The 17,294-nt window shown below is 55.9% G+C and carries 18 protein-coding genes; 15 read left to right on the top strand and 3 right to left on the bottom strand.

Annotated features, from left to right (window positions below):
* Positions 1 to 5 precede the first annotated feature (5 nt).
* From W02_RS10550 to W02_RS10525, 6 genes are all read left to right on the top strand, one after another.
* The gene (locus W02_RS10550) at positions 6 to 449 is read left to right on the top strand and encodes a hypothetical protein (protein WP_173047454.1); all 444 of its coding nucleotides are present in this window, start codon (positions 6 to 8) and stop codon (positions 447 to 449) included.
* Positions 450 to 470: 21 nt separating this feature from the next.
* Positions 471 to 1,838, top strand: coding sequence for a HEAT repeat domain-containing protein (locus W02_RS10545; RefSeq protein WP_173047452.1), 1,368 nt, complete (start codon positions 471 to 473; stop codon positions 1,836 to 1,838).
* A 276-nt stretch (positions 1,839 to 2,114) separates the two neighbouring features.
* Positions 2,115 to 3,230: a HEAT repeat domain-containing protein gene (locus W02_RS10540; protein WP_173047450.1), complete on the top strand. Its 1,116-nt coding sequence runs from the start codon at positions 2,115 to 2,117 to the stop codon at positions 3,228 to 3,230.
* A gap of 19 nt (positions 3,231 to 3,249) precedes the next feature.
* Positions 3,250 to 4,347 (top strand): HEAT repeat domain-containing protein, encoded by a 1,098-nt coding sequence (locus W02_RS10535; RefSeq protein ID WP_173047448.1) that lies wholly within the window; start codon positions 3,250 to 3,252, stop codon positions 4,345 to 4,347.
* A complete protein-coding gene (locus tag W02_RS10530) occupies positions 4,340 to 5,104 on the top strand; it encodes a HEAT repeat domain-containing protein (RefSeq protein WP_173047446.1) in 765 nt (254 codons plus the stop codon). The genes W02_RS10535 and W02_RS10530 overlap by 8 nt, the downstream gene beginning before the upstream one ends.
* A 32-nt stretch (positions 5,105 to 5,136) precedes the next feature.
* On the top strand, positions 5,137 to 5,844 hold the full coding sequence (locus W02_RS10525; protein WP_173047444.1) for a HEAT repeat domain-containing protein: 708 nt from the start codon (positions 5,137 to 5,139) through the stop codon (positions 5,842 to 5,844).
* 4 nt (positions 5,845 to 5,848) lie between these two features.
* On the opposite strand, the gene W02_RS10520 is transcribed toward W02_RS10525, so the two are convergent.
* Positions 5,849 to 7,177, bottom strand: a complete 1,329-nt coding sequence (locus W02_RS10520) for a UDP-glucose/GDP-mannose dehydrogenase family protein (protein WP_173047442.1) — start codon at positions 7,175 to 7,177, stop codon at positions 5,849 to 5,851.
* Positions 7,178 to 7,382: 205 nt separating this feature from the next.
* Here W02_RS10520 and W02_RS10515 point away from each other — a divergent pair, with 205 nt between their 5' ends.
* Together W02_RS10515 and W02_RS10510 are read left to right on the top strand one after the other, a co-directional pair.
* Positions 7,383 to 8,936, top strand: a complete 1,554-nt coding sequence (locus W02_RS10515; protein WP_173047440.1) for a fused MFS/spermidine synthase — start codon at positions 7,383 to 7,385, stop codon at positions 8,934 to 8,936.
* 275 nt (positions 8,937 to 9,211) lie between these two features.
* On the top strand, positions 9,212 to 9,691 hold the full coding sequence (locus W02_RS10510; RefSeq protein ID WP_173047438.1) for a hypothetical protein: 480 nt from the start codon (positions 9,212 to 9,214) through the stop codon (positions 9,689 to 9,691).
* Between the two features lie 71 nt (positions 9,692 to 9,762).
* On the opposite strand, the gene W02_RS10505 is transcribed toward W02_RS10510, so the two are convergent.
* Both W02_RS10505 and W02_RS10500 read right to left on the bottom strand, forming a co-directional pair.
* Entirely contained in the window at positions 9,763 to 10,098 is a 336-nt protein-coding gene (locus W02_RS10505; RefSeq protein WP_173047436.1) for a hypothetical protein, read from the bottom strand.
* A 166-nt stretch (positions 10,099 to 10,264) separates the two neighbouring features.
* On the bottom strand, positions 10,265 to 10,612 hold the full coding sequence (locus W02_RS10500) for a 4Fe-4S dicluster domain-containing protein (RefSeq protein ID WP_173047434.1): 348 nt from the start codon (positions 10,610 to 10,612) through the stop codon (positions 10,265 to 10,267).
* A gap of 213 nt (positions 10,613 to 10,825) precedes the next feature.
* Here W02_RS10500 and W02_RS10495 point away from each other — a divergent pair, with 213 nt between their 5' ends.
* The 7 genes from W02_RS10495 to infB all read left to right on the top strand — a co-directional run bounded on the left by W02_RS10495 (position 10,826) and on the right by infB (position 17,293).
* Positions 10,826 to 11,317, top strand: a complete 492-nt coding sequence (locus W02_RS10495; protein WP_173047432.1) for a DUF192 domain-containing protein — start codon at positions 10,826 to 10,828, stop codon at positions 11,315 to 11,317.
* Between the two features lie 32 nt (positions 11,318 to 11,349).
* Positions 11,350 to 11,673, top strand: coding sequence for a Rieske 2Fe-2S domain-containing protein (locus tag W02_RS10490; protein WP_197741987.1), 324 nt, complete (start codon positions 11,350 to 11,352; stop codon positions 11,671 to 11,673).
* Positions 11,674 to 11,728: 55 nt separating this feature from the next.
* A complete protein-coding gene (locus W02_RS10485) occupies positions 11,729 to 12,076 on the top strand; it encodes a protease inhibitor I42 family protein (protein ID WP_173047430.1) in 348 nt (115 codons plus the stop codon).
* Between the two features lie 2 nt (positions 12,077 to 12,078).
* Positions 12,079 to 12,918, top strand: coding sequence for a D-amino-acid transaminase (gene dat / locus W02_RS10480; RefSeq protein WP_173047428.1), 840 nt, complete (start codon positions 12,079 to 12,081; stop codon positions 12,916 to 12,918).
* A gap of 122 nt (positions 12,919 to 13,040) precedes the next feature.
* Complete coding sequence (gene rimP, locus W02_RS10475; RefSeq protein WP_173047427.1) at positions 13,041 to 13,517, top strand: ribosome maturation factor RimP; 477 nt, start codon at positions 13,041 to 13,043, stop codon at positions 13,515 to 13,517.
* A 32-nt stretch (positions 13,518 to 13,549) separates the two neighbouring features.
* Entirely contained in the window at positions 13,550 to 14,704 is a 1,155-nt protein-coding gene (gene nusA / locus W02_RS10470; protein WP_173047425.1) for a transcription termination factor NusA, read from the top strand.
* 39 nt (positions 14,705 to 14,743) lie between these two features.
* The gene (gene infB, locus W02_RS10465) at positions 14,744 to 17,293 is read left to right on the top strand and encodes a translation initiation factor IF-2 (RefSeq protein ID WP_173047423.1); all 2,550 of its coding nucleotides are present in this window, start codon (positions 14,744 to 14,746) and stop codon (positions 17,291 to 17,293) included.
* Position 17,294: the final 1 nt, after the last annotated feature.

Below are 17,294 nucleotides of genomic sequence, written 5' to 3'. Positions count from 1 at the left end.
CGACGATGGATCGCATCCATTCTCTGCTGGCACGGCGATGGTGGTTCAGCTTGGGCATTGGCCTCATCGGCCTTTGGACAGGGGCGGCCACCGTGACGGCGGGTCCGCCGGCCGCCTACACGACCGAGCATGCGATCACGATCGACGCGACGATACTTGTGCCGCCTACTTGGTGGCAGGTCCCCGGCGTCACACCTTCGATCTACAATTCGGATCCCGAGTCGATGGATGCGTTTAGGACAAGCGAGAAACGCACGCTCTCGTTGAAGCCTGGTAAATATAAGTTCTTGAGTTTCACGTTCGACTTTCCTTTTGCCGTGAATCTCGAAGGCAAGCTGGATTTCGCCGCATCGCTCGATCAGTGTGTGGAGGGGCGGGGCACGCAGATGCTGGTGGTCCGTTGTTCACGGACCTACCCCCACGGCGGTCAACGAGACTACACCTACTAAGGCCATTAGCGAGGTTTCACCATGGCGCAGGCGTTGGACGATTTGCTGGACGCACTTGAAGATGTCGATGATGCCACGCGGGAAGAGGCGGCCAGGGCCCTTGCCGACATCAGCGATCCCAAGAGTCTGGATGCGCTGATCGGAGCGTGCGGAGACGAATATTGGTCCGTACGGGCCCACGCCGGCAATGCGGTCGGAAAGATCGGCGGCCCCAGAGCCCTTGAGGCTCTCGTCGGCCTTTTCAATGACCCTATCATGGAGGTCCGCAATCAAGCCGTCGATGCTGCGGCCAAAATGGGTCCGGTCGTGCTGGACCGCATGATCACTGCGATGAAAGATGAACGGTGGCGCGTACGAGAACACGCGGCCAAGACCTGTGGTGAGATCCGAGACCACCGAGTCGTCGATGCCCTGATCGCGGCCTGCCGCGATCGGGATGGTGCGGTGAAGAGCGCGGCGGCGGAAGCGCTGGGTAAAATCGGCGATCCCAAGGCCATCGCCCCGCTGATCAAACTGTTTCGGGATACATCGAAGATCGTTCGCGAGACCGCCGGCACCGCGTTGGTCTATATCGGTCCACCTTCGGTGGATCCTCTGATTGCATGCTTTACCGACAAGGATTTTGTCGTCCGCTGTCATGCCGCCAGAGCGCTCGGCGGCATGACGACGGACTATCAGATCGGAAGGACGTGGGTACGTGAGCCGAGGGTTGTCGACGCGTTGATCGCCGCGCTCAAGGATCCGGATCGTGCGGTACGGGAAGATGCAACCATCGCTCTCGGCATGATCGGTGATCCGAGTGCGATCGATGCGTTGATCGAGGCCATGAAGGATGGAGCCGTGAAGCGACATGCCATTGCCTCGCTCGGCATGATCGGTGATCCGCGTGCCCTCCCTCCTGTGCTCGATGCGTTGAAGGGAAAGGGCATCCGTCAGGAAGGAACGCCCACGCCCGGCTGCATCGTCAGCGAAGATGCCTTTATCAAAGAGGCGGCAGCGACGGCACTTGGACAATTCAGGGATCCTCGCGTGATTCCTGACTTGATCATGTTGTTAAAAGACGGCGTACTTCGCGAAAAAGCCAGCGCGGCCTTGGCGGCGATCGGCGATACGGCAATCGAACCACTCATCGCCTTTCTTTACGACCCGAAAGCCTCGGAAGTTGCGGTGGAAGGTGAGCGCGTCTTGTCCTATGCGTCGGTTCGGCTTAGTGCCAAAGATGCATTGCGCCAACTGGTGCTGGAGACGTTGGAAAAATTGGGCTGGGTCCTGCCGGAAGAGGCTCAAGCGCTTGACTCCAGTTCGACCGACAATGCGCGAGTGGATATGCCGCTCGGTGAAATCGGACGGTTCGGACCATCTGGAGACTATGCGAAGGGCTCCGGGTAGGCCGAAGACCCTGATGGACTCGCCCGCTGTCGAATTCCGCATGCTGGGTTCTGAGAGTCTTCCTCGCCCGCTTCGCTTGTGTCCATTCCCCTCTCGCTAGTACCGTGGGGTACTCCTTGCCGTCTCAACAAAAGGCGAGCGGCTTGAATACTGTACGCGGCGCGGCATTAAAACAACCGATCTCCAAGCGATGCTGTCGGTAGGAAATGCGGAGCGCAACGACCGGCAGTCGTTACCTGGAGTGAGAAGCCTTCCGTTGACCGTCAGAAAATGCCTATGTTACGCTCCTTGGTTCCTATGGGGGCAGGGATGGCCGATGCCGTAGCGGAACACATCGCGGCGCTGAAAGATGAAGATTGGTCCATCCGCGAAGAAGCCGCTCAGAAGCTGGGAACGCTAAGGGATCCCCGGGCAGTTTCCCCGCTGGTGTGCTTGCTGAAAGACTCCGATCGGGCCGTCCGTGAAGCTGCCATTGGAGCATTGACCGCGATCGGGGAGCCGTCGGTTCCCGCATTAGGAATCTGCCTATCCGATCCTCAGTTGGAGGTGCAGGAAGCGGCGTCGGCCGTTCTGGCGTCAATTGCCGATGCCAGAGTCCTTCCTCAGCTGATCACCTCTCTCGTCAACCGCGATTGGATTGTGCGTATGCATGCCGCGAAAGCCTTGGCCCGCATCCGGAATTCGAGCGCAGTCGGACCGCTTGTTCCTTTGCTGCAGGATAAGGTCAAGGCCGTACGTGAGGAGGTGTCAGCCACGCTCGCCGCTATCGGAGATGCCGCTATCCCATCGCTATTGGCTGCATTGACTCACTCAGAATGGCTCGTTCGATTACATGCTGTCGAGGCGTTGGGAAAGACCAAATCGCCACAGGCGGTTGAGCCGCTCCTGTCGGCGCTGTTCAATGATCACGATGCGGCGGTGCGAGAAGACACCATCCGTGCGTTGGGGCAAATCGGAGACGGACGCGCAGTTCCATTTCTCGTGACGGTGATGAAAGAGGCGGGACTAAGACCATTGGCGGTCGAAGCCTTGGGACAGATTGGGGATCGACAGGCCGTGCCGGTGTTGATCGGAGTCCTGGAAGGAACCGGGCGGCCGGAAGGTTCGCGCACCGTGGCTGGTTGCGGAGACACATGGAGTGAAGAGATGATCGTCATGGGAGCGGCGGTACGGGCTCTCGGTTCCATCGGCGATGAGTCGGCCATTCCATCGCTGGTGGGCGCACTGCGTCATACGGTCACCAGGAGCGATGCAGCAGATGCCTTATCGCGGTTCGGGTCTAAAGTAGTCGCACCCCTATTGACCCTTTTATCTAAAGAATCAGACGACAATGTACGATTTCATGTGAAAGAAACCCTGGCCAGGGTTGGCTGGCGGACGGGCCGGGTCTAACGACTACCGGTACATATACATGGCGAAGGAGAGCATCGAAACGCTAGTAACCGAGCTGGTCCATGAAGAGGACTGGCGACGGATGCGGGCGACGGCCGCCTGTCTGGCCGGCGGACCCAGAGCGGTCCAGGCCTTAATTGGTGTTTTGGAATCGGGAGGAGGCGAGCTGAAAAAAGAGGCTGCGGCCATGCTGGCCCGAATCAAGGATCCGCATGCCGGCGTGGCGCTCGTCCGTTTGTTGGAAGACGGAGATGAATCGGTTCGAAAATCAGGAGCCATGGCATTGGAGCAGATGGCGGGTGTCTTGAACACGGAAACTGCGACAGCGCTGGTCTCCCTGCTCCCGAATATGAAATCCGGTGAGGGCAGGCAGCTCGTCGCGCATCTCGTGGGGGCGATTCCGACCGCGGTCGTTCCCCTGTGTGCCATGATGAAGCAAGGCGATCATGAGGCGCAAATCACAGCTGCAACAATGCTCAATCAGCTGCTCGACCCGCGATCGGTCGACGCGTTCATCGATGCGATGGGGCAGCCGGCTGTTCGTGATATTGCCGTCGGTACGCTGAAAAAATTGGGAGCCATTCGGGAACGGATCGACGAATCGTTCAACGTGCTGCGGGAAATCGAAGGGGCCAGTGAACGGGAAGAAGCCCGTATGTCGACGGTCATCGGATTGCTCGGCATTGGACGTCCGAGCGTGGAGATTCTCATTGAATACCTCGAGGATGAAGATTGGCTTGTCCGGGAGGCGGCGGCGGATTTGCTCGGCAAGATCGCGGACGTACGGGCGGTCGAACCGTTGATGAAACGCTTACAGCAGGACAAGGATACCGGGGTCAAGGAGTTGGCCATCAAAGCCCTTGGCTTGATCGGTGATGCCCGCCCGACGAACCTGTATTTGGAATCGATTCCAATCCGTCCGTTGCGAGTCTATGCGATGGAGGCGTTGGCAAAAATCAAGGATGTGGAAGTCCTGAGGCCGCACAAAGAACTATTCGATCGACTGAGATCGGACCGCGACGGCCTCGTGGCCTATAATGCCGGATTGATTGCCGACAAACTGGACGCCTTGGCGGGCGAGCATGCCCTGGCTCAGGAAGGACATGACGATGAATGACAGCGAGTCATCCGACCGCATTGAACAGCTGATCGGTGCATTGCGCGACGACAATGAGGCTTTGCGCGACCATGCCATCGCGAGCCTGAGTCAGCTCGGGGAAGAGGCGGTCTCTCCTCTGATCGGCCTCATGGCCGATGAAGATGTAGTGATACGTGAAGCTGCGACAACGGCGGTCGTTCGAATCGGGCCATCGGTCGTCGGCCGATTGATCGAGGCTATCGAGGACGACGAATGGGCGATCCGCGAGCAAGCGGCGTCAGGCTTGGGAAAGCTGAAGGATCCTCGAGGAATCGAACCACTCATCAAGGCGCTCAAAGACAAGGATGGAGCCGTGCGAACGGCAGCCGTGTGGGCACTCGAACGGATCGGTGATCCACGCGCCGTTCCCGGGCTGGTCGAGGCATTGACGGACAGTACTGTGCGGGAGGACGCTGCCCGCGTCCTGAAAAAAATCGGTGACGCCCGCGCCGTCGACGCACTCATTGACGGATTGCTGGGGAACAATTGGATGGTCCGGCGTCACGCGGCGGAGGCACTGGGCAAGATCGGAGACCAGCGCGGTGTCGGTCCGCTGATTGATTCGCTAAAGGACGAAGATTGGTTGGTGCGCCGGAATGCTGCGGAGTCACTGGCCCGGCTTGGAGCCAAACAAGCGATTGATCCTCTGCTGCCTCTGTTGGAAGATGAAAATACGATGGTTCAAGAAACCGTCGAAGGTGTCCTCGCTAGTCTAGGATGGAAATCGGCATCGTAAATCTATATCCGGATAGATAAAGGAACTCAATTATGGCAGACGAAGCACCTGCGAAATTGATTCAAATCGGCCCCAAAGGAGGTCCGAAGAAGGACGGATTCAATCTCGTGACCGAACGCGTGGTAGCCGTCAACCCAGCGCTTAAGCAGATCGAAGTCGAATTGCTGGCGTATGACGGAAAGACGGTCGTGTTGGATGTCGACGATGAGGCAGTGGAAGACCTGCAACGGGTCAAGGTTGGCGATGGGGCTACCATACGGGTTGTGGAGGAGGGCGGTCGGCGGATCGCCAAGAATCTGAGAGTCAGAGCCAAGGATCCCAACGCGGAACGGGCGGATGCCATGTTGCTGGACCTCAAGGACTCTCATTGGCTCAACCGGAAATATGCGGCAGAAATCCTTGGGGAGTTGAAGGACGCCAGAGCCGTGAAGCCCTTGGTCGACGCCTTGACCGATGAAGTGGGGGACGTGCGCCAACGGGCATACGATTCGCTCATCAAGATCGGCGGAATTGCGGTGCCATCGCTCGTTCCATTATTGGTGTCCGAGGAAGACGAAGTGCGCCAGTCGGTGACCGAAATCATCAGGAAGATCGGGAAACCGGCCGTCGAGCCGTTGGCCACCGCGTTAGCCGAGGCTGACGATCGGTTGAAGACGCGTGTACTCAAGGTCTTGGACCGGATGGGTTACAAGCCCAAGACCAAGGATGCATCCAAGTCGGAGGTGCCTCGGCTGACCTGACAGATCAGTGGGACTTGGGATCGGGATTCTGTGCTCGCCGCCCAACCGAAATATGGCGAAAACCAAATCCCGTGACGCGGCTGGATTCGTAGACGTTCCGTAAGTCGATCAGGTTCAGCTTGCGCATGAGCGTTTTGAGCGTTTCGAAGTCAAGGTTTCGAAATTCGTTCCATTCGGTCATGATGATCAAGGCATCCACGCCGGTGGCTACTTCATATGGATCTTTGCACGGAATGATGCCGCCGAGCAGTTGCGTGGCTTCTTCCATTGCCGCCGGATCATAGGCGCGGACAGTAGCTCCCTGCTTCATCAATTCCTGTGCAATGGCCAGCGCCGGGGCCTCGCGAAGGTCGTTCGTATTGGGCTTGAACGACAATCCCAGCATCCCGATCGCCGCGCCGTTCAGCCCTCCCAAGGCTTCCTGAATTTTTACGACCATGCGGTCCCGCTGCTGTTGGTTCACCACGGCCGCCGCGCCTGCGATCTGCATAGGATATCCGGCCCGCTCTCCCATCTGTACAAGCGCCGCCAGATCTTTTGGAAAGCATGAGCCGCCGAATCCGGGACCGGCGTGCAGGAACTTGGAACCGATCCGGTGGTCGAGTCCCATGCCTTTCGCGACCATTTGCACATCGGCCCCGACGCGTTCGCAGAGCGTCGCAATCTCATTGATAAAGGAAATCTTGGTGGCGAGGAAGGCGTTTGATGCGTATTTGATCATTTCAGCGGTGGGGACGTCGGTTACGACAAATGGCGTTTCAATCAAATACAACGGACGATAGAGATCCTTCATCACGGCCGCGGCCTGCTCGCTGTCGGCTCCGATGACCACTCGGTTGGGACGCATGAAATCTTCTATCGCCGATCCCTCACGCAGAAACTCGGGATTAGAGGCTACGTCATAGAGGATTTTTTTCGTCTGGCTTGAGGAGATAACCTTTCGCAGCAGTTCCCCCGTTCCAACCGGGACGGTCGATTTGGTGACGACCACCTTATACGATGTCATGGTGCGCGCAATGCCCCTGCCTACTTCTTCAACAAATGACAGATCCGCCGAGCCATCTTTCTTGGGAGGAGTCCCGACAGCTATGAAAATGACCTGTCCGTGATCGACTGCGCGCGTCAGGTCCGTGGTGAAACTCAGACGGCTCTGGCTGATGCCTTTGGCGACAAGTTCCGTGATCCCGGGTTCGTAGAATGGGACATCGCCCTTTTCTAATCTGGCAATACGTTTGGCATCCGAATCCATACAGAGCACGTTGACTCCGAACTCCGCGAAACAGGCTCCGGTCACGAGCCCGACGTAACCCGTTCCGATCACACTGATCTGCATTGGCTGTCCTCCCTGATAGTCGTGATTCGAAAAGTGGAGTATATCTTTCTTCCCATGTTGGAGCAACGAATGTGTCGAAAGCGTTCCCTCATCGGAGCATTCGTTGACAGTCCCATTCAGCCGTGCGTAGTATGAGTTCCTTCGGTTCCACAGAATCTTCTATGAAAGCCGATCACGCGTTCGTCAGATTCTGCAACTCCCCCGCATGAATTCTTCGCCGACCGACCATCATACGCCCCGCTGGTTTTTGCTCACGACGGCCTTTGTGACCGGATCGGTCGTCATGGCCTTGGAGATACTGGGCAGCCGGTTGTTGGCGCCTGTATTCGGCAATTCACTTTTTGTGTGGGGCGCTTTGATCGGAGTGATTTTGGCGGCCATGAGCAGCGGGTATGCCTTTGGAGGATGGGTCTCCGATCGATATTCGGGCGCGCGCGTGCTGGCAGGACTTCTTCTGTTTTCAGGAGCATGGACATTCTTGATCGCATGGCTGAATCAGCCGGTGTTGATGAAAGTCGCGGCCGCCATCGAAGACCCCCGATGGGGACCTTGCACCGCAGCCGCCATATTGCTCGCTCCTCCCGCTTTCGGGCTCAGTGGCGTGCTCCCTGCGATGCTGCGCTTGGCCGTCTCGGATCTCGATTATCTCGGGCGTAATACGGGGAAAATGATTGCACTGTCAACTGTGGGAAGTCTGGCGGGAACATGGGGAACGGCATTTTTCTTTTTGTCCTGGATCGGCAGTCAGGCGCTCGTGGGGTGGCTTGGGGCGATTCAAACGGCGCTTGGACTCTGGTGGGCTGTGCGAGAGGGGTCACTTCGTCCCCTTATCTTAGCGCTTTTGATCCTTCCCTTGGGGGCGTCCGGGTATGGGGCACTGCACCCGGTACAGGTGTTGAAAACCCCAATTTACCAGGAGGATAGTCCCTATCAACAAGTGAGAATTCGGGAGGACGACCTCTTCCGTTACCTCATCCTGGACCGAACGTTCCATGCGGTGATGTGGAAGGCCGAACCGGTGACATTGTTTCTCCCCTACAGTCAGTTGATGGTGGCCTCTTTGGCTTGGGTGCAAGAGCCGAAACGTGGATTAATATTGGGGCACGGAGGAGGTTCGCTGGCAAAATGGCTGGCGGACCGATGGCCTGACCTCGAACTTGACGTCGTCGAATTCGATCCCGTTGTGGTGCGCATGGCTGCCGAGTACTTTTCATATCGCGCGCCCGACTCACATCACATCTATGTCAGAGACGGAAGAATGTTTCTGAATTCAACCAATCAGATGTACGACGTCATTTGGGTCGACGTCTTCGCCCGGCATATGATTCCCTTCCACCTGACTACGGCGGAGTTCTTTGCCGCGCTCCGTGCGCATCTGAAGCCTGAAGGTGTGCTTGCCGTCAATCTTGCTTCATCCGGAGAAAGCGGGGATATCTTGAGGGCAAACGCGGTGGTTCAGACGATGAAGCAATCGTTTCAGGTCGTGGAAGCTTATGGAGTGAAGGGGCCGTGGGTGTCTCGTGGAAAGGCAGAGAACCTGATTTTTTTTGCTGGTCTTCCGATTGAGCGTATAAGCCGGAGTAACCGTGTGGAGGCGGTGATGGCCATGATCGATCGGCAGAGGGTCCCGCCAGATTCGGTGACTCACCTGAGTACCCACCGTACTGAATTCGGAAAATCTGGGACTGTATTGACGGATGACTTTGCACCCTACGACCTCTTGATAGGTGCATCAGTCGGCGAGAATCGCCCGGACTGATTACGACTGACTGTTAGTAAGGTATTGAAATCAATGTCATTGTCTTGTTGATAATTCACTGGCGACGCCGATGATTTCCGGACCTATAGCTACGCATAACATGTTGCTTCCATTTTCCACCCTGTGATATAAGGATCCTCCTTGAGGGCTGTCATGCCATCATGGTTGAACATAAATTTTATTTCCGTTGCCTGAATCGGTCAAGGTCGCATGGTAAAGTCGGTAGTTATTCACCAACCTAATCACATCTCTTCTTCTTCATAAGGAGGTAGGTCATGGGCAAGACGATGTTTATGGTCTTCTTCGGCCTCGGGATGGTCGTAGCTGGTGCAAATGCAGCGTATGCGCTCCAGGCGGGAGGAGTCGAAATCGGCGATTGGGAAACCGGCTCCGTCGTCGGTCAGTCGTTCAAGGAATTGGAAGTGGATGCAGAACTCTATTCAGTTGAAATCGGGAACATGAAGGCCTGGTATCCGCCCACCACCGTTATCGACTTCAAAGTTCGCCCCGGGCGTCCCGTCCTGATCAAGATCACCAATAACGGCACTACCGAACATGGGTTCCAACTCACCGATACGACCACGCAGGCAGCCCCGACGGCGGTGAATGCGAAGCTCGTCCTGAAGCCGGGGGAGACGAAATACATCGGCATTCCCACCAGCGACCTGTTCTACGCGACGATGGGAAACACTCTGAGCTATCGTTGTCATCTCCATCCGGCCCATGTCGGCGGCAAGTTAGTCATGATTAAGTAGGGCGCACATATACTTGAACGCCCCCGCAAAGAATGCGGGGGCGTTCAACGGTCACATCTCAACCCTGTCCACTATGCTTGCTTTTCCACTGTGCATTCAGCTTCCTGTTCGAGCGGAACGTTTTGAGCTCCTTTGAGTTCTCCCGCGACGATCAATAGCAAGTACCGATTTTGGGTAGGTTCCTGTTCCTGCCGATCGCTGACGACGGCATTGACGTCAACGATCATCTCGTCGCCATCCCATTGAGTCTCATTGATGACCCAATAGTGGCTGACAGACTGAGGAAACTGACCGAGGACAAACCGCTCAATAATAGTCCCAACGTCCCCGGTGCTGGCATGGATAGGGGAGGATACGCTCAGAGATCCGGACAATAACATCGCTCCAATGATCCATCGGTGTAGCATGGCTTACCTCCGTGAGCAGGCGTAAGCAAAGACATGGCATATGATGAATCATACTGCGGCTGCAGCGGAGATGTCTACGAAGTCAAGATGATGGCGCAATTACATCAAGGCCCTGCCGCTCACAAGAACGGCAGGGCCTTGAACTGCGAACGATTAGGCTAAGAGTTCAATTGCGAACCCCGCTCCAGACCTTGGCCGAGTCAATGCTCTTGTCAGGATTGAGCTTCGTGGCTTTGTCCAACAATACATCAGTGGTCTCAGGATATGCCGGGTCAGAAATGCAACAATTATCCACCGGACAGACCGCAGCGCACTGAGGTTCGTCGAAGTGCCCAACACATTCCGTGCAACGATCATGGGTAATCACGTAGATGTTGTCGCCAACACCCTGTCCGTCACCAACATGGTTACCTTTGGTTTCCGCATCGCTGCGAGTTTCAAAAATAGCCTCGTTTGGACATTCAGGCAGGCAGGCTCCACAGGAAATACATTCATCAGTAATCAACAGTGCCATGACCCACGCCTCCTTCTCACGCAGGAAAAACTTAGACGGTTGACAACCCCGCCCCGTCATCGACATAGTGCGTGACGTAACGTGGCGTCATTCTAGTCTGCTCATCTTTTCCAAGTCAACAGAACGGCTCCCGTTCATAAGCCCTAGATCCCCTGTTATTATGGGGCTTTGGGCCCAGATTGACACCTCAGTGAACATGTGCGGAATGTCAGTATGACGTCAGTCCAGATGAGCGATGCGGCGCAAAAAAAGAAGCGTATTATTACGCTCATTCTACTCGCATTTCTTCTTCTCAGCCTCTCAACATTTTTGATGCAGCGGGAGGAGACGAAAACCATCATTGTGACGTTTCCAAACAAGTCTGAAATCGAAGTGGAAGTTGCCGACACACCGGAAAAGTTATTGTTCGGCTTGGCATTTCAAGAGGCATTGCCTCCGAATGGAGGGATGATTTATATCTTCGAATCGACGGGACTGAACCGTGTTACGACGAAAGAATATCGATTTCCTGTTGATTTGATCTGGGTCGACGAAAGTCACCATATCGTGTCCTTGACCGAAAATGTTCCACCCTGCCGGGAACATGCCTGTCCCAAATATGGATCAGGAGAGCCGGTCCGCTACGTCATTCAGACAGAAGCCGGTTTTGTGAAAAGGCAGGGGCTCGCGACCGGTGAGGAGTTGAAGTACACTCTTCGCATGTAAAATTGGAAGGGTCGAAGGAAGGAGTTCTGGTTGTGGCCATCGAAGGATTTCATCCCGTCGGTCGGATTGAAGACTTAGCGCCGGGGCAATCTAAAGTCGTGACGATCAATAACCGCTCGATCGCTCTATTCAATGTGGACGGGCAATACTTTGCGATCTATAACATCTGTCCGCATGAAGGAGGGCCTTTGAATGAGGGGCGAGTCAAAGGATTTGTCGTGTCTTGTCCATGGCATGACTTGGCCTTCGACATCCGGAACGGACAGGGAACAGACGGTGGGGGCTATTGCGTGGGGAGTTACGAAGTGCGGGTGGATGGCGGGGAAGTCTTTGTCGGTCCGCGACGGAAAACATAATGTTGAATCGAGCAGAAAAGCGGACAAGCGATCGCGGTAGGGGGCGTTCGGACGTATGACGCAGCCAGAGGAAGGCCGAGGTGTACCGTCGGGCGGCGTCAAACTGGTCGAGGGATCTCTCCATAGTCCCATCAGGATCCATTTGTGGGAAGATCGTACGCGAGGTGAGCTGTGGGTTCCTACCTATGATGGAAATGAACTTACCCTGATAGCTGACGACTACCTGCGGATCGCCGGTAATAATGCCGTGGATAACGGCCGTCGTACATTCGAGTTTCGAGCCGTTAAGCCTGGTACTTATCGAGTGGTGTTCGAAAAGCGTATGGGATGGAAATTCACCGCAGAAGACCGGCGCATCTTCCAAGTTTCTGTTGTCCCGGTCTCAAATCCCCAGAAACCATAGTCATGCCCGACATTGCCTTTGTCAACGGCCGCTTCCTTCCGCTTGCCGATGCGGTTATATCCATCGAGGATCGTGGATTTCAGTTCGGTGATGGTGTGTACGAGGTAATTCGCACCTACCGAGGGCGTCCTTTTGAAGTGGAGGCCCACCTGGAGCGTCTCGATAAGAGTTCCCGGGCGTTGAATCTCCCTCAACCGTATTCTCATTCGAGATGGAAGCAGTTGATTGATGAGGCTGTTGGTCGTTCCAGCCATTCTGAAGCGAAGATCTACATCCAAATCACCAGAGGGTCGGCTCCCCGAGATCATGCATACAGTTCTGACCTGGTACCTACGACCGTGATGACCGTACGGCAGCTCCACTCGTTAGATCCGAAGGTGATGGCCTCCGGGGTGGAGGTTGTCTCGACAGAGGACGTCCGGTGGGGCCGCTGCGATATCAAAAGCGTGAATCTCTTGGCAAATGTATTCGCGCGCCAGCAGGCTAAAATAGCCGGTGCCTTCGAAGCGATCCTCGTCAAAGACGGACTTGTCACCGAAGGTGCGGTGAGTAACGTCATGGCGATACAAGGAGGCACCTTGGTGACGGCGCCAGAGGGCCACCGCATTCTGTCGGGCGTGACGAGATCGGTCATTCTGCGGCTGGCGCGTGAGGATGGTTTTCGAATCGAGGAGCGCTATTTGTCAATTTCCGAGCTTCGCGATGCTGACGAGGTATTTCTCACCGGTACGACCGTGGAGGTTCTCGGGGTCGTTGGTGTGGACGGAAAGGCGATTGGGAGCGCCAAACCCGGACGTCTGACCCTGCAGTTGTCCAAGAGGTTTCGTGACCGAATTGCGTAGCTGGTCCTCTTGCTTTGGCGGGGGTGACATGTTATTGTGCCGCGCTGTGAAGTGGGCTCAGGCCCACTTTTTTGTTTGATCTCGTGAATGGACCAACCAGATCAAGTGATCCGCGAGCGTCGGTGAAGGATTCCCGGCCGGTCATCGACCGTATTACCGAAGCGATATTACCGATCCTATGGACATTGGGGCTGGAATTGGTCGATGTCGCCTGTGCTGGTCAAGGCCCTCGCTCCGTTGTCCGGGTGTTTATCCATAAGGACGGGGGGGTTACGCTGGCCGACTGTGAGCGTGCCCATATGGCACTTGGTCCTGCATTGGATGTGGCGGATCCCTTTCCGCATTCCTATACGCTTGAAGTCTCCTCTCCGGGTCTGGATCGCCCATTCAAGCGCCTACAGGATTACCGACGAGCGGTCGGCAAGCGCGTGAGCGTCAAGCTGAAAGAGCCGCTAGACGGGCACTGGCGCGTGTTCGGAATATTGGAAGAGGCAGCGGAGCACACGGTCATACTTGCCGTGACGGAGCCGCCTCCTCCGCGTTCTGTCAGTTTGGAACTTGAGTTGATTGCCGAAGCCAGGTTAGTCGTGAAATTGTAGGTGTCTGAGAGAACCAGCGTGGAGAGCGAATCATGAACCGGGAACTCATTTCCGTCATCGACGAAATCGGACGCCAGAAGGGTATCGACAAGAGTAAGGTCCTAGGGGCTATTGAGGCGGCTCTCCAAACGGCAGCCAAAAAGCGATTTGGGCAGGCTGAGAATATCCAGGTAGAAATCGACTCGAAGACGGGTGAAATCTCCGTCGTATCCAAAAAAATCATAGTCGATGCGGTTACCAACCCCAAAGCGGAAATCTCGCTGAAAGAGGCGCGTCAGTATGACAGCGAGGCGGAAGTCGGGGACGAAATCGGGTCCCTCATCGAAATGGACGAATTGGGTCGTATTGCCGCACAAACGGCCAAGCAGGTGATTTTTCAAAAGGTCCGTGAGGCCGAATGGGAGGCGGTGCAGAAAGAGTATTCTACCCGGCAGGGAGACTTGGTGAACGGCGTCGTTCTTGGGATGGAGCGCAGGAATTATCTAGTTGATCTCGGTAAAACCGAGGCCATCCTCCCGATTCAGGAACAGATCCCGCGAGAGACCTATCGACGAGGAGACCGAGTCAAAGCCATGCTTCTCGAGGTGCGACGCACTCCCAAAGACGTACAGGTCATTCTCACGCGGAGCCATCCCCAATTTGTCTCGAAACTGTTTGAATTGGAAGTGCCCGAGGTGATGGAGAAAATCGTCGAGATCAAGGCCGTCGTGAGGGAGCCAGGGGACCGGACAAAGATTGCCGTGACCTCGAGAGAGAAGGCGGTTGATCCGGTCGGCGCGTGTGTCGGCATCAAAGGGTCACGCGTGCAAGCCGTCGTGCGCGAGCTCCGTGGAGAGAAAATCGATATCATTACATGGACGTCGGATCCTCGCGTCTTTATCGCCGAAGCATTGAATCCTGCGACGATTGAGAAGGTCGGTGTGGATGAGGAGAAAAAGTCGGCGTTGGTCGTGGTCGCCGATTCCCAGTTGTCGCTGGCCATCGGAAAGAACGGTCAGAACGTCCGTCTTGCCGCCCGGTTGACGGGCTGGAAGATTGATATCATCAGCGCGACTGAATACGAGAAGGAAAAGGCTGAACGGGACAAAGAGATCAAGGCCGCCTTGGCAGAAGAGGCTGAAGCACAGCGGCAGCAGGAAGAAGCGCGACAGCAGGAAAAGGCTCAAGCTCAGGCCGAATCCGAGTGATAGGCCGCTTGTCCCGTCATTGAAACAGGTGTCTGATCCATGCGCGTATATGAACTTGCCAAACAACTTGGAATGGAGAACCGGGAGTTGATTCCGGAGCTCAAGCGACTGGGTATTGCCGTGGCCTCGCATAGCAGTGCCTTAGAGGAGGAGGCCGTGCAAACCGCATTGGCGAAGCTCGTTCCCAAGCAGAAGTCCCCTCAAAAACTTGTCACGAAGGGTACAGAGGGTGAGACCGGGCAACGTCACAAGGACAGCGGTGACCCGGGGACTCACCATGCGACCGCCAAGCCGTGGAGCAGTCCTTCAATCACGGAGGATGCGTCAAAACCAGATAAGCGCCGGATCCTGATTAAACGTAAGAAGTCTGAAGACTCAACTTCTGAAGAGGGACTTCCACCTCTTGGAGGTGATACGGCCGCATCTCTTGTGTCGGAATCCGCCGTTCCTTCGATGCAGCCAGTAGGAGTCCAGCCGCACCTCGAAGCGCCACCGGCCTCCCAACATGAAACCGCTCAGCCTCCCAGCGCACAGCCAAGTGCTACTGTTCAGCCATCGACGCCTGCTCCGACTTCAAAGCCGGCAGCTGTTCCCGCCGTCGACACGCTCACCGGGAAGAAAAAAGTCTTGGAAGAGCTGCAAGCGGAAAATCTCAAGGATAAACTGAAGAAAGTCCGGAAACCCGGACGCCCTCGTGAAGAGGACGACGCGCGTGTTCGGGAAGACGCCGCACGATGGCAAGATCTGAGAGCCATTCCGGTTCAGCGTCGTGATGATCGGGTCAAGCATGTGCATCACAGCGCACCGTCTGAAATCACCAAGCCGCGCAAGAAAAGCGTGAAACTGATGCCTGGCGCGACGGTGAAGGAGTTTGCCGAATCAATCGGTCAGCGTCCTGCGGACATCGTGCGAAAGCTCATGGATATGGGCCAAATGATTACGATGAATCAGCCGATGAACCTCGACGTCGCCGCGATGATTGCCGAGGAGGCCGGAATCAAGATGGAAGTTTCGATCGAAAAGGCTGGTGAGCAATTACTGGACGAAGTCGTTCGGATAGAAGGAGAGATTCATCTTCAGCCTCGACCCCCGGTGGTCACCATTATGGGCCACGTCGATCATGGCAAGACATCCTTGCTTGACGCAATTCGGGAAACGAAAGTCGCAGAAGGAGAGGCTGGCGGCATCACCCAACATATCGGCGCGTATACGGTCACTGTGCACGGCAAACAGGTAACCTTTCTGGATACACCGGGCCACGAAGCATTTACAGCGATGCGGGCACGCGGAGCGAAGGTAACAGACATCGTGATTTTGGTCGTAGCGGCCGATGACGGTGTCATGCCCCAAACCGTCGAAGCCATTCACCATGCGAAGGCCGCGGGAGTCCCGCTTATTGTCGCCATGAACAAGATCGATAAGCCCGGTGCCAATCCCGATCGAGTCCGTAACGCCCTTTCCGAGCACGGCCTCATTTCAGAGGCCTGGGGAGGGGACACGATTATGGTCGAGGTCTCTGCCAAACAAAGGACGGGTTTGGATCACCTGTTGGAAATGATTCTTTTGCAGGCTGAGGTCTCGGAGTTGAAAGCGGACCCGAATCAATTGGCCAAAGGAGCGGTGGTCGAGGCGAAGCTCGAGCGTGGACGCGGGCCGGTAGCGACGGTCCTGGTTCAGAACGGAACGCTGCGTGTCGGAGACGTGTTTGTTGTCGGATCCTTTAGCGGCAAAGTCCGCGCGCTCGTCAATCACGCAGGTGTAAAAGTTCAAGAAGCCGGTCCCTCCATCCCTGTAGAGGTCATCGGATTGCCGGGTGTGCCCTCCGCCGGTGATGTGTTCCAGGTCGTGAAGGATGAGCGAATCGCACGAGAAATTGCAGAGGATCGTTCGCGAAAGCAACGGGCCGCAGAATTGGCAGGAGCCGGTAAAGTATCGTTGGATGATCTGTTTGCCAAAATACAAGAAGGATCGGTGAAGGAACTCTCCCTCGTTATCAAGGCCGACGTCCAGGGGTCCTCCGAAGCTCTCGCTGCGGCAATTGAAAAGCTGCCCACGGAGTTGGTGAAGCTGCGCGTCATTCACAATGGCGTCGGCGGTATCACGGAATCGGACGTCCTATTGGCAGCCGCCTCCAATGCCATCATCATTGGGTTCAATATCAGGCCGGAGTCGAAAGCGTCCTCGCTCGCCGAGAAAGAGCGGGTGGATATACGACTATATACGATCATTTATGACGCCCTATCTGACATCAAGGCAGCCATGGAAGGTCTGCTGGATCCCACTCTCAAAGAACGGGTTTTGGGAAGAGCAGAGGTGCGCCAAGTCTTTACGGTGTCAAAAGCAGGAACGATCGCGGGATCGTACGTTGTAGACGGGACGATTACTCGATCCAGCGCTGGAACGCGGGTTATTCGCGATAACGTGGTCGTCTATGAAGGCAAGCTGGGATCGCTTCGGCGATTCAAAGACGATGTCCGCGAGGTTCAGCAGGGATATGAGTGCGGGATCGGCATCGAGAATTTTAATGATATCAAAGCCGGGGATGTCATCGAAGCGTACGCAATCGATAAGATTGCCGCAAAGCTGTAAC

Source organism: Nitrospira sp. KM1 (assembly GCF_011405515.1).
GTDB lineage: Bacteria > Nitrospirota > Nitrospiria > Nitrospirales > Nitrospiraceae > Nitrospira_C.
Note: the sequence above shows the minus strand (reverse complement) of the source record. Positions and strands in the feature narration are given on the sequence as shown.

Bases quoted from the DNA above. Each gene is read 5' to 3' on its own strand.
- W02_RS10500 (WP_173047434.1), bottom strand. From the start codon at position 10,612: ATGGCACTGTTGATTACTGATGAATGTATTTCCTGTGGAGCCTGCCTG.
- W02_RS10510 (WP_173047438.1), top strand. From the start codon at position 9,212: ATGGGCAAGACGATGTTTATGGTCTTCTTCGGCCTCGGGATGGTCGTA.
- W02_RS10485 (WP_173047430.1), top strand. From the start codon at position 11,729: ATGACGCAGCCAGAGGAAGGCCGAGGTGTACCGTCGGGCGGCGTCAAA.
- W02_RS10545 (WP_173047452.1), top strand. From the start codon at position 471: ATGGCGCAGGCGTTGGACGATTTGCTGGACGCACTTGAAGATGTCGAT.
- W02_RS10520 (WP_173047442.1), bottom strand. From the start codon at position 7,177: ATGCAGATCAGTGTGATCGGAACGGGTTACGTCGGGCTCGTGACCGGA.
- W02_RS10515 (WP_173047440.1), top strand. From the start codon at position 7,383: ATGAATTCTTCGCCGACCGACCATCATACGCCCCGCTGGTTTTTGCTC.
- W02_RS10540 (WP_173047450.1), top strand. From the start codon at position 2,115: ATGTTACGCTCCTTGGTTCCTATGGGGGCAGGGATGGCCGATGCCGTA.
- W02_RS10550 (WP_173047454.1), top strand. From the start codon at position 6: ATGGATCGCATCCATTCTCTGCTGGCACGGCGATGGTGGTTCAGCTTG.
- infB (WP_173047423.1), top strand. From the start codon at position 14,744: ATGCGCGTATATGAACTTGCCAAACAACTTGGAATGGAGAACCGGGAG.
- W02_RS10530 (WP_173047446.1), top strand. From the start codon at position 4,340: ATGAATGACAGCGAGTCATCCGACCGCATTGAACAGCTGATCGGTGCA.
- nusA (WP_173047425.1), top strand. From the start codon at position 13,550: ATGAACCGGGAACTCATTTCCGTCATCGACGAAATCGGACGCCAGAAG.
- dat (WP_173047428.1), top strand. From the start codon at position 12,079: ATGCCCGACATTGCCTTTGTCAACGGCCGCTTCCTTCCGCTTGCCGAT.
- W02_RS10535 (WP_173047448.1), top strand. From the start codon at position 3,250: ATGGCGAAGGAGAGCATCGAAACGCTAGTAACCGAGCTGGTCCATGAA.
- W02_RS10525 (WP_173047444.1), top strand. From the start codon at position 5,137: ATGGCAGACGAAGCACCTGCGAAATTGATTCAAATCGGCCCCAAAGGA.
- W02_RS10505 (WP_173047436.1), bottom strand. From the start codon at position 10,098: ATGCTACACCGATGGATCATTGGAGCGATGTTATTGTCCGGATCTCTG.
- W02_RS10495 (WP_173047432.1), top strand. From the start codon at position 10,826: ATGACGTCAGTCCAGATGAGCGATGCGGCGCAAAAAAAGAAGCGTATT.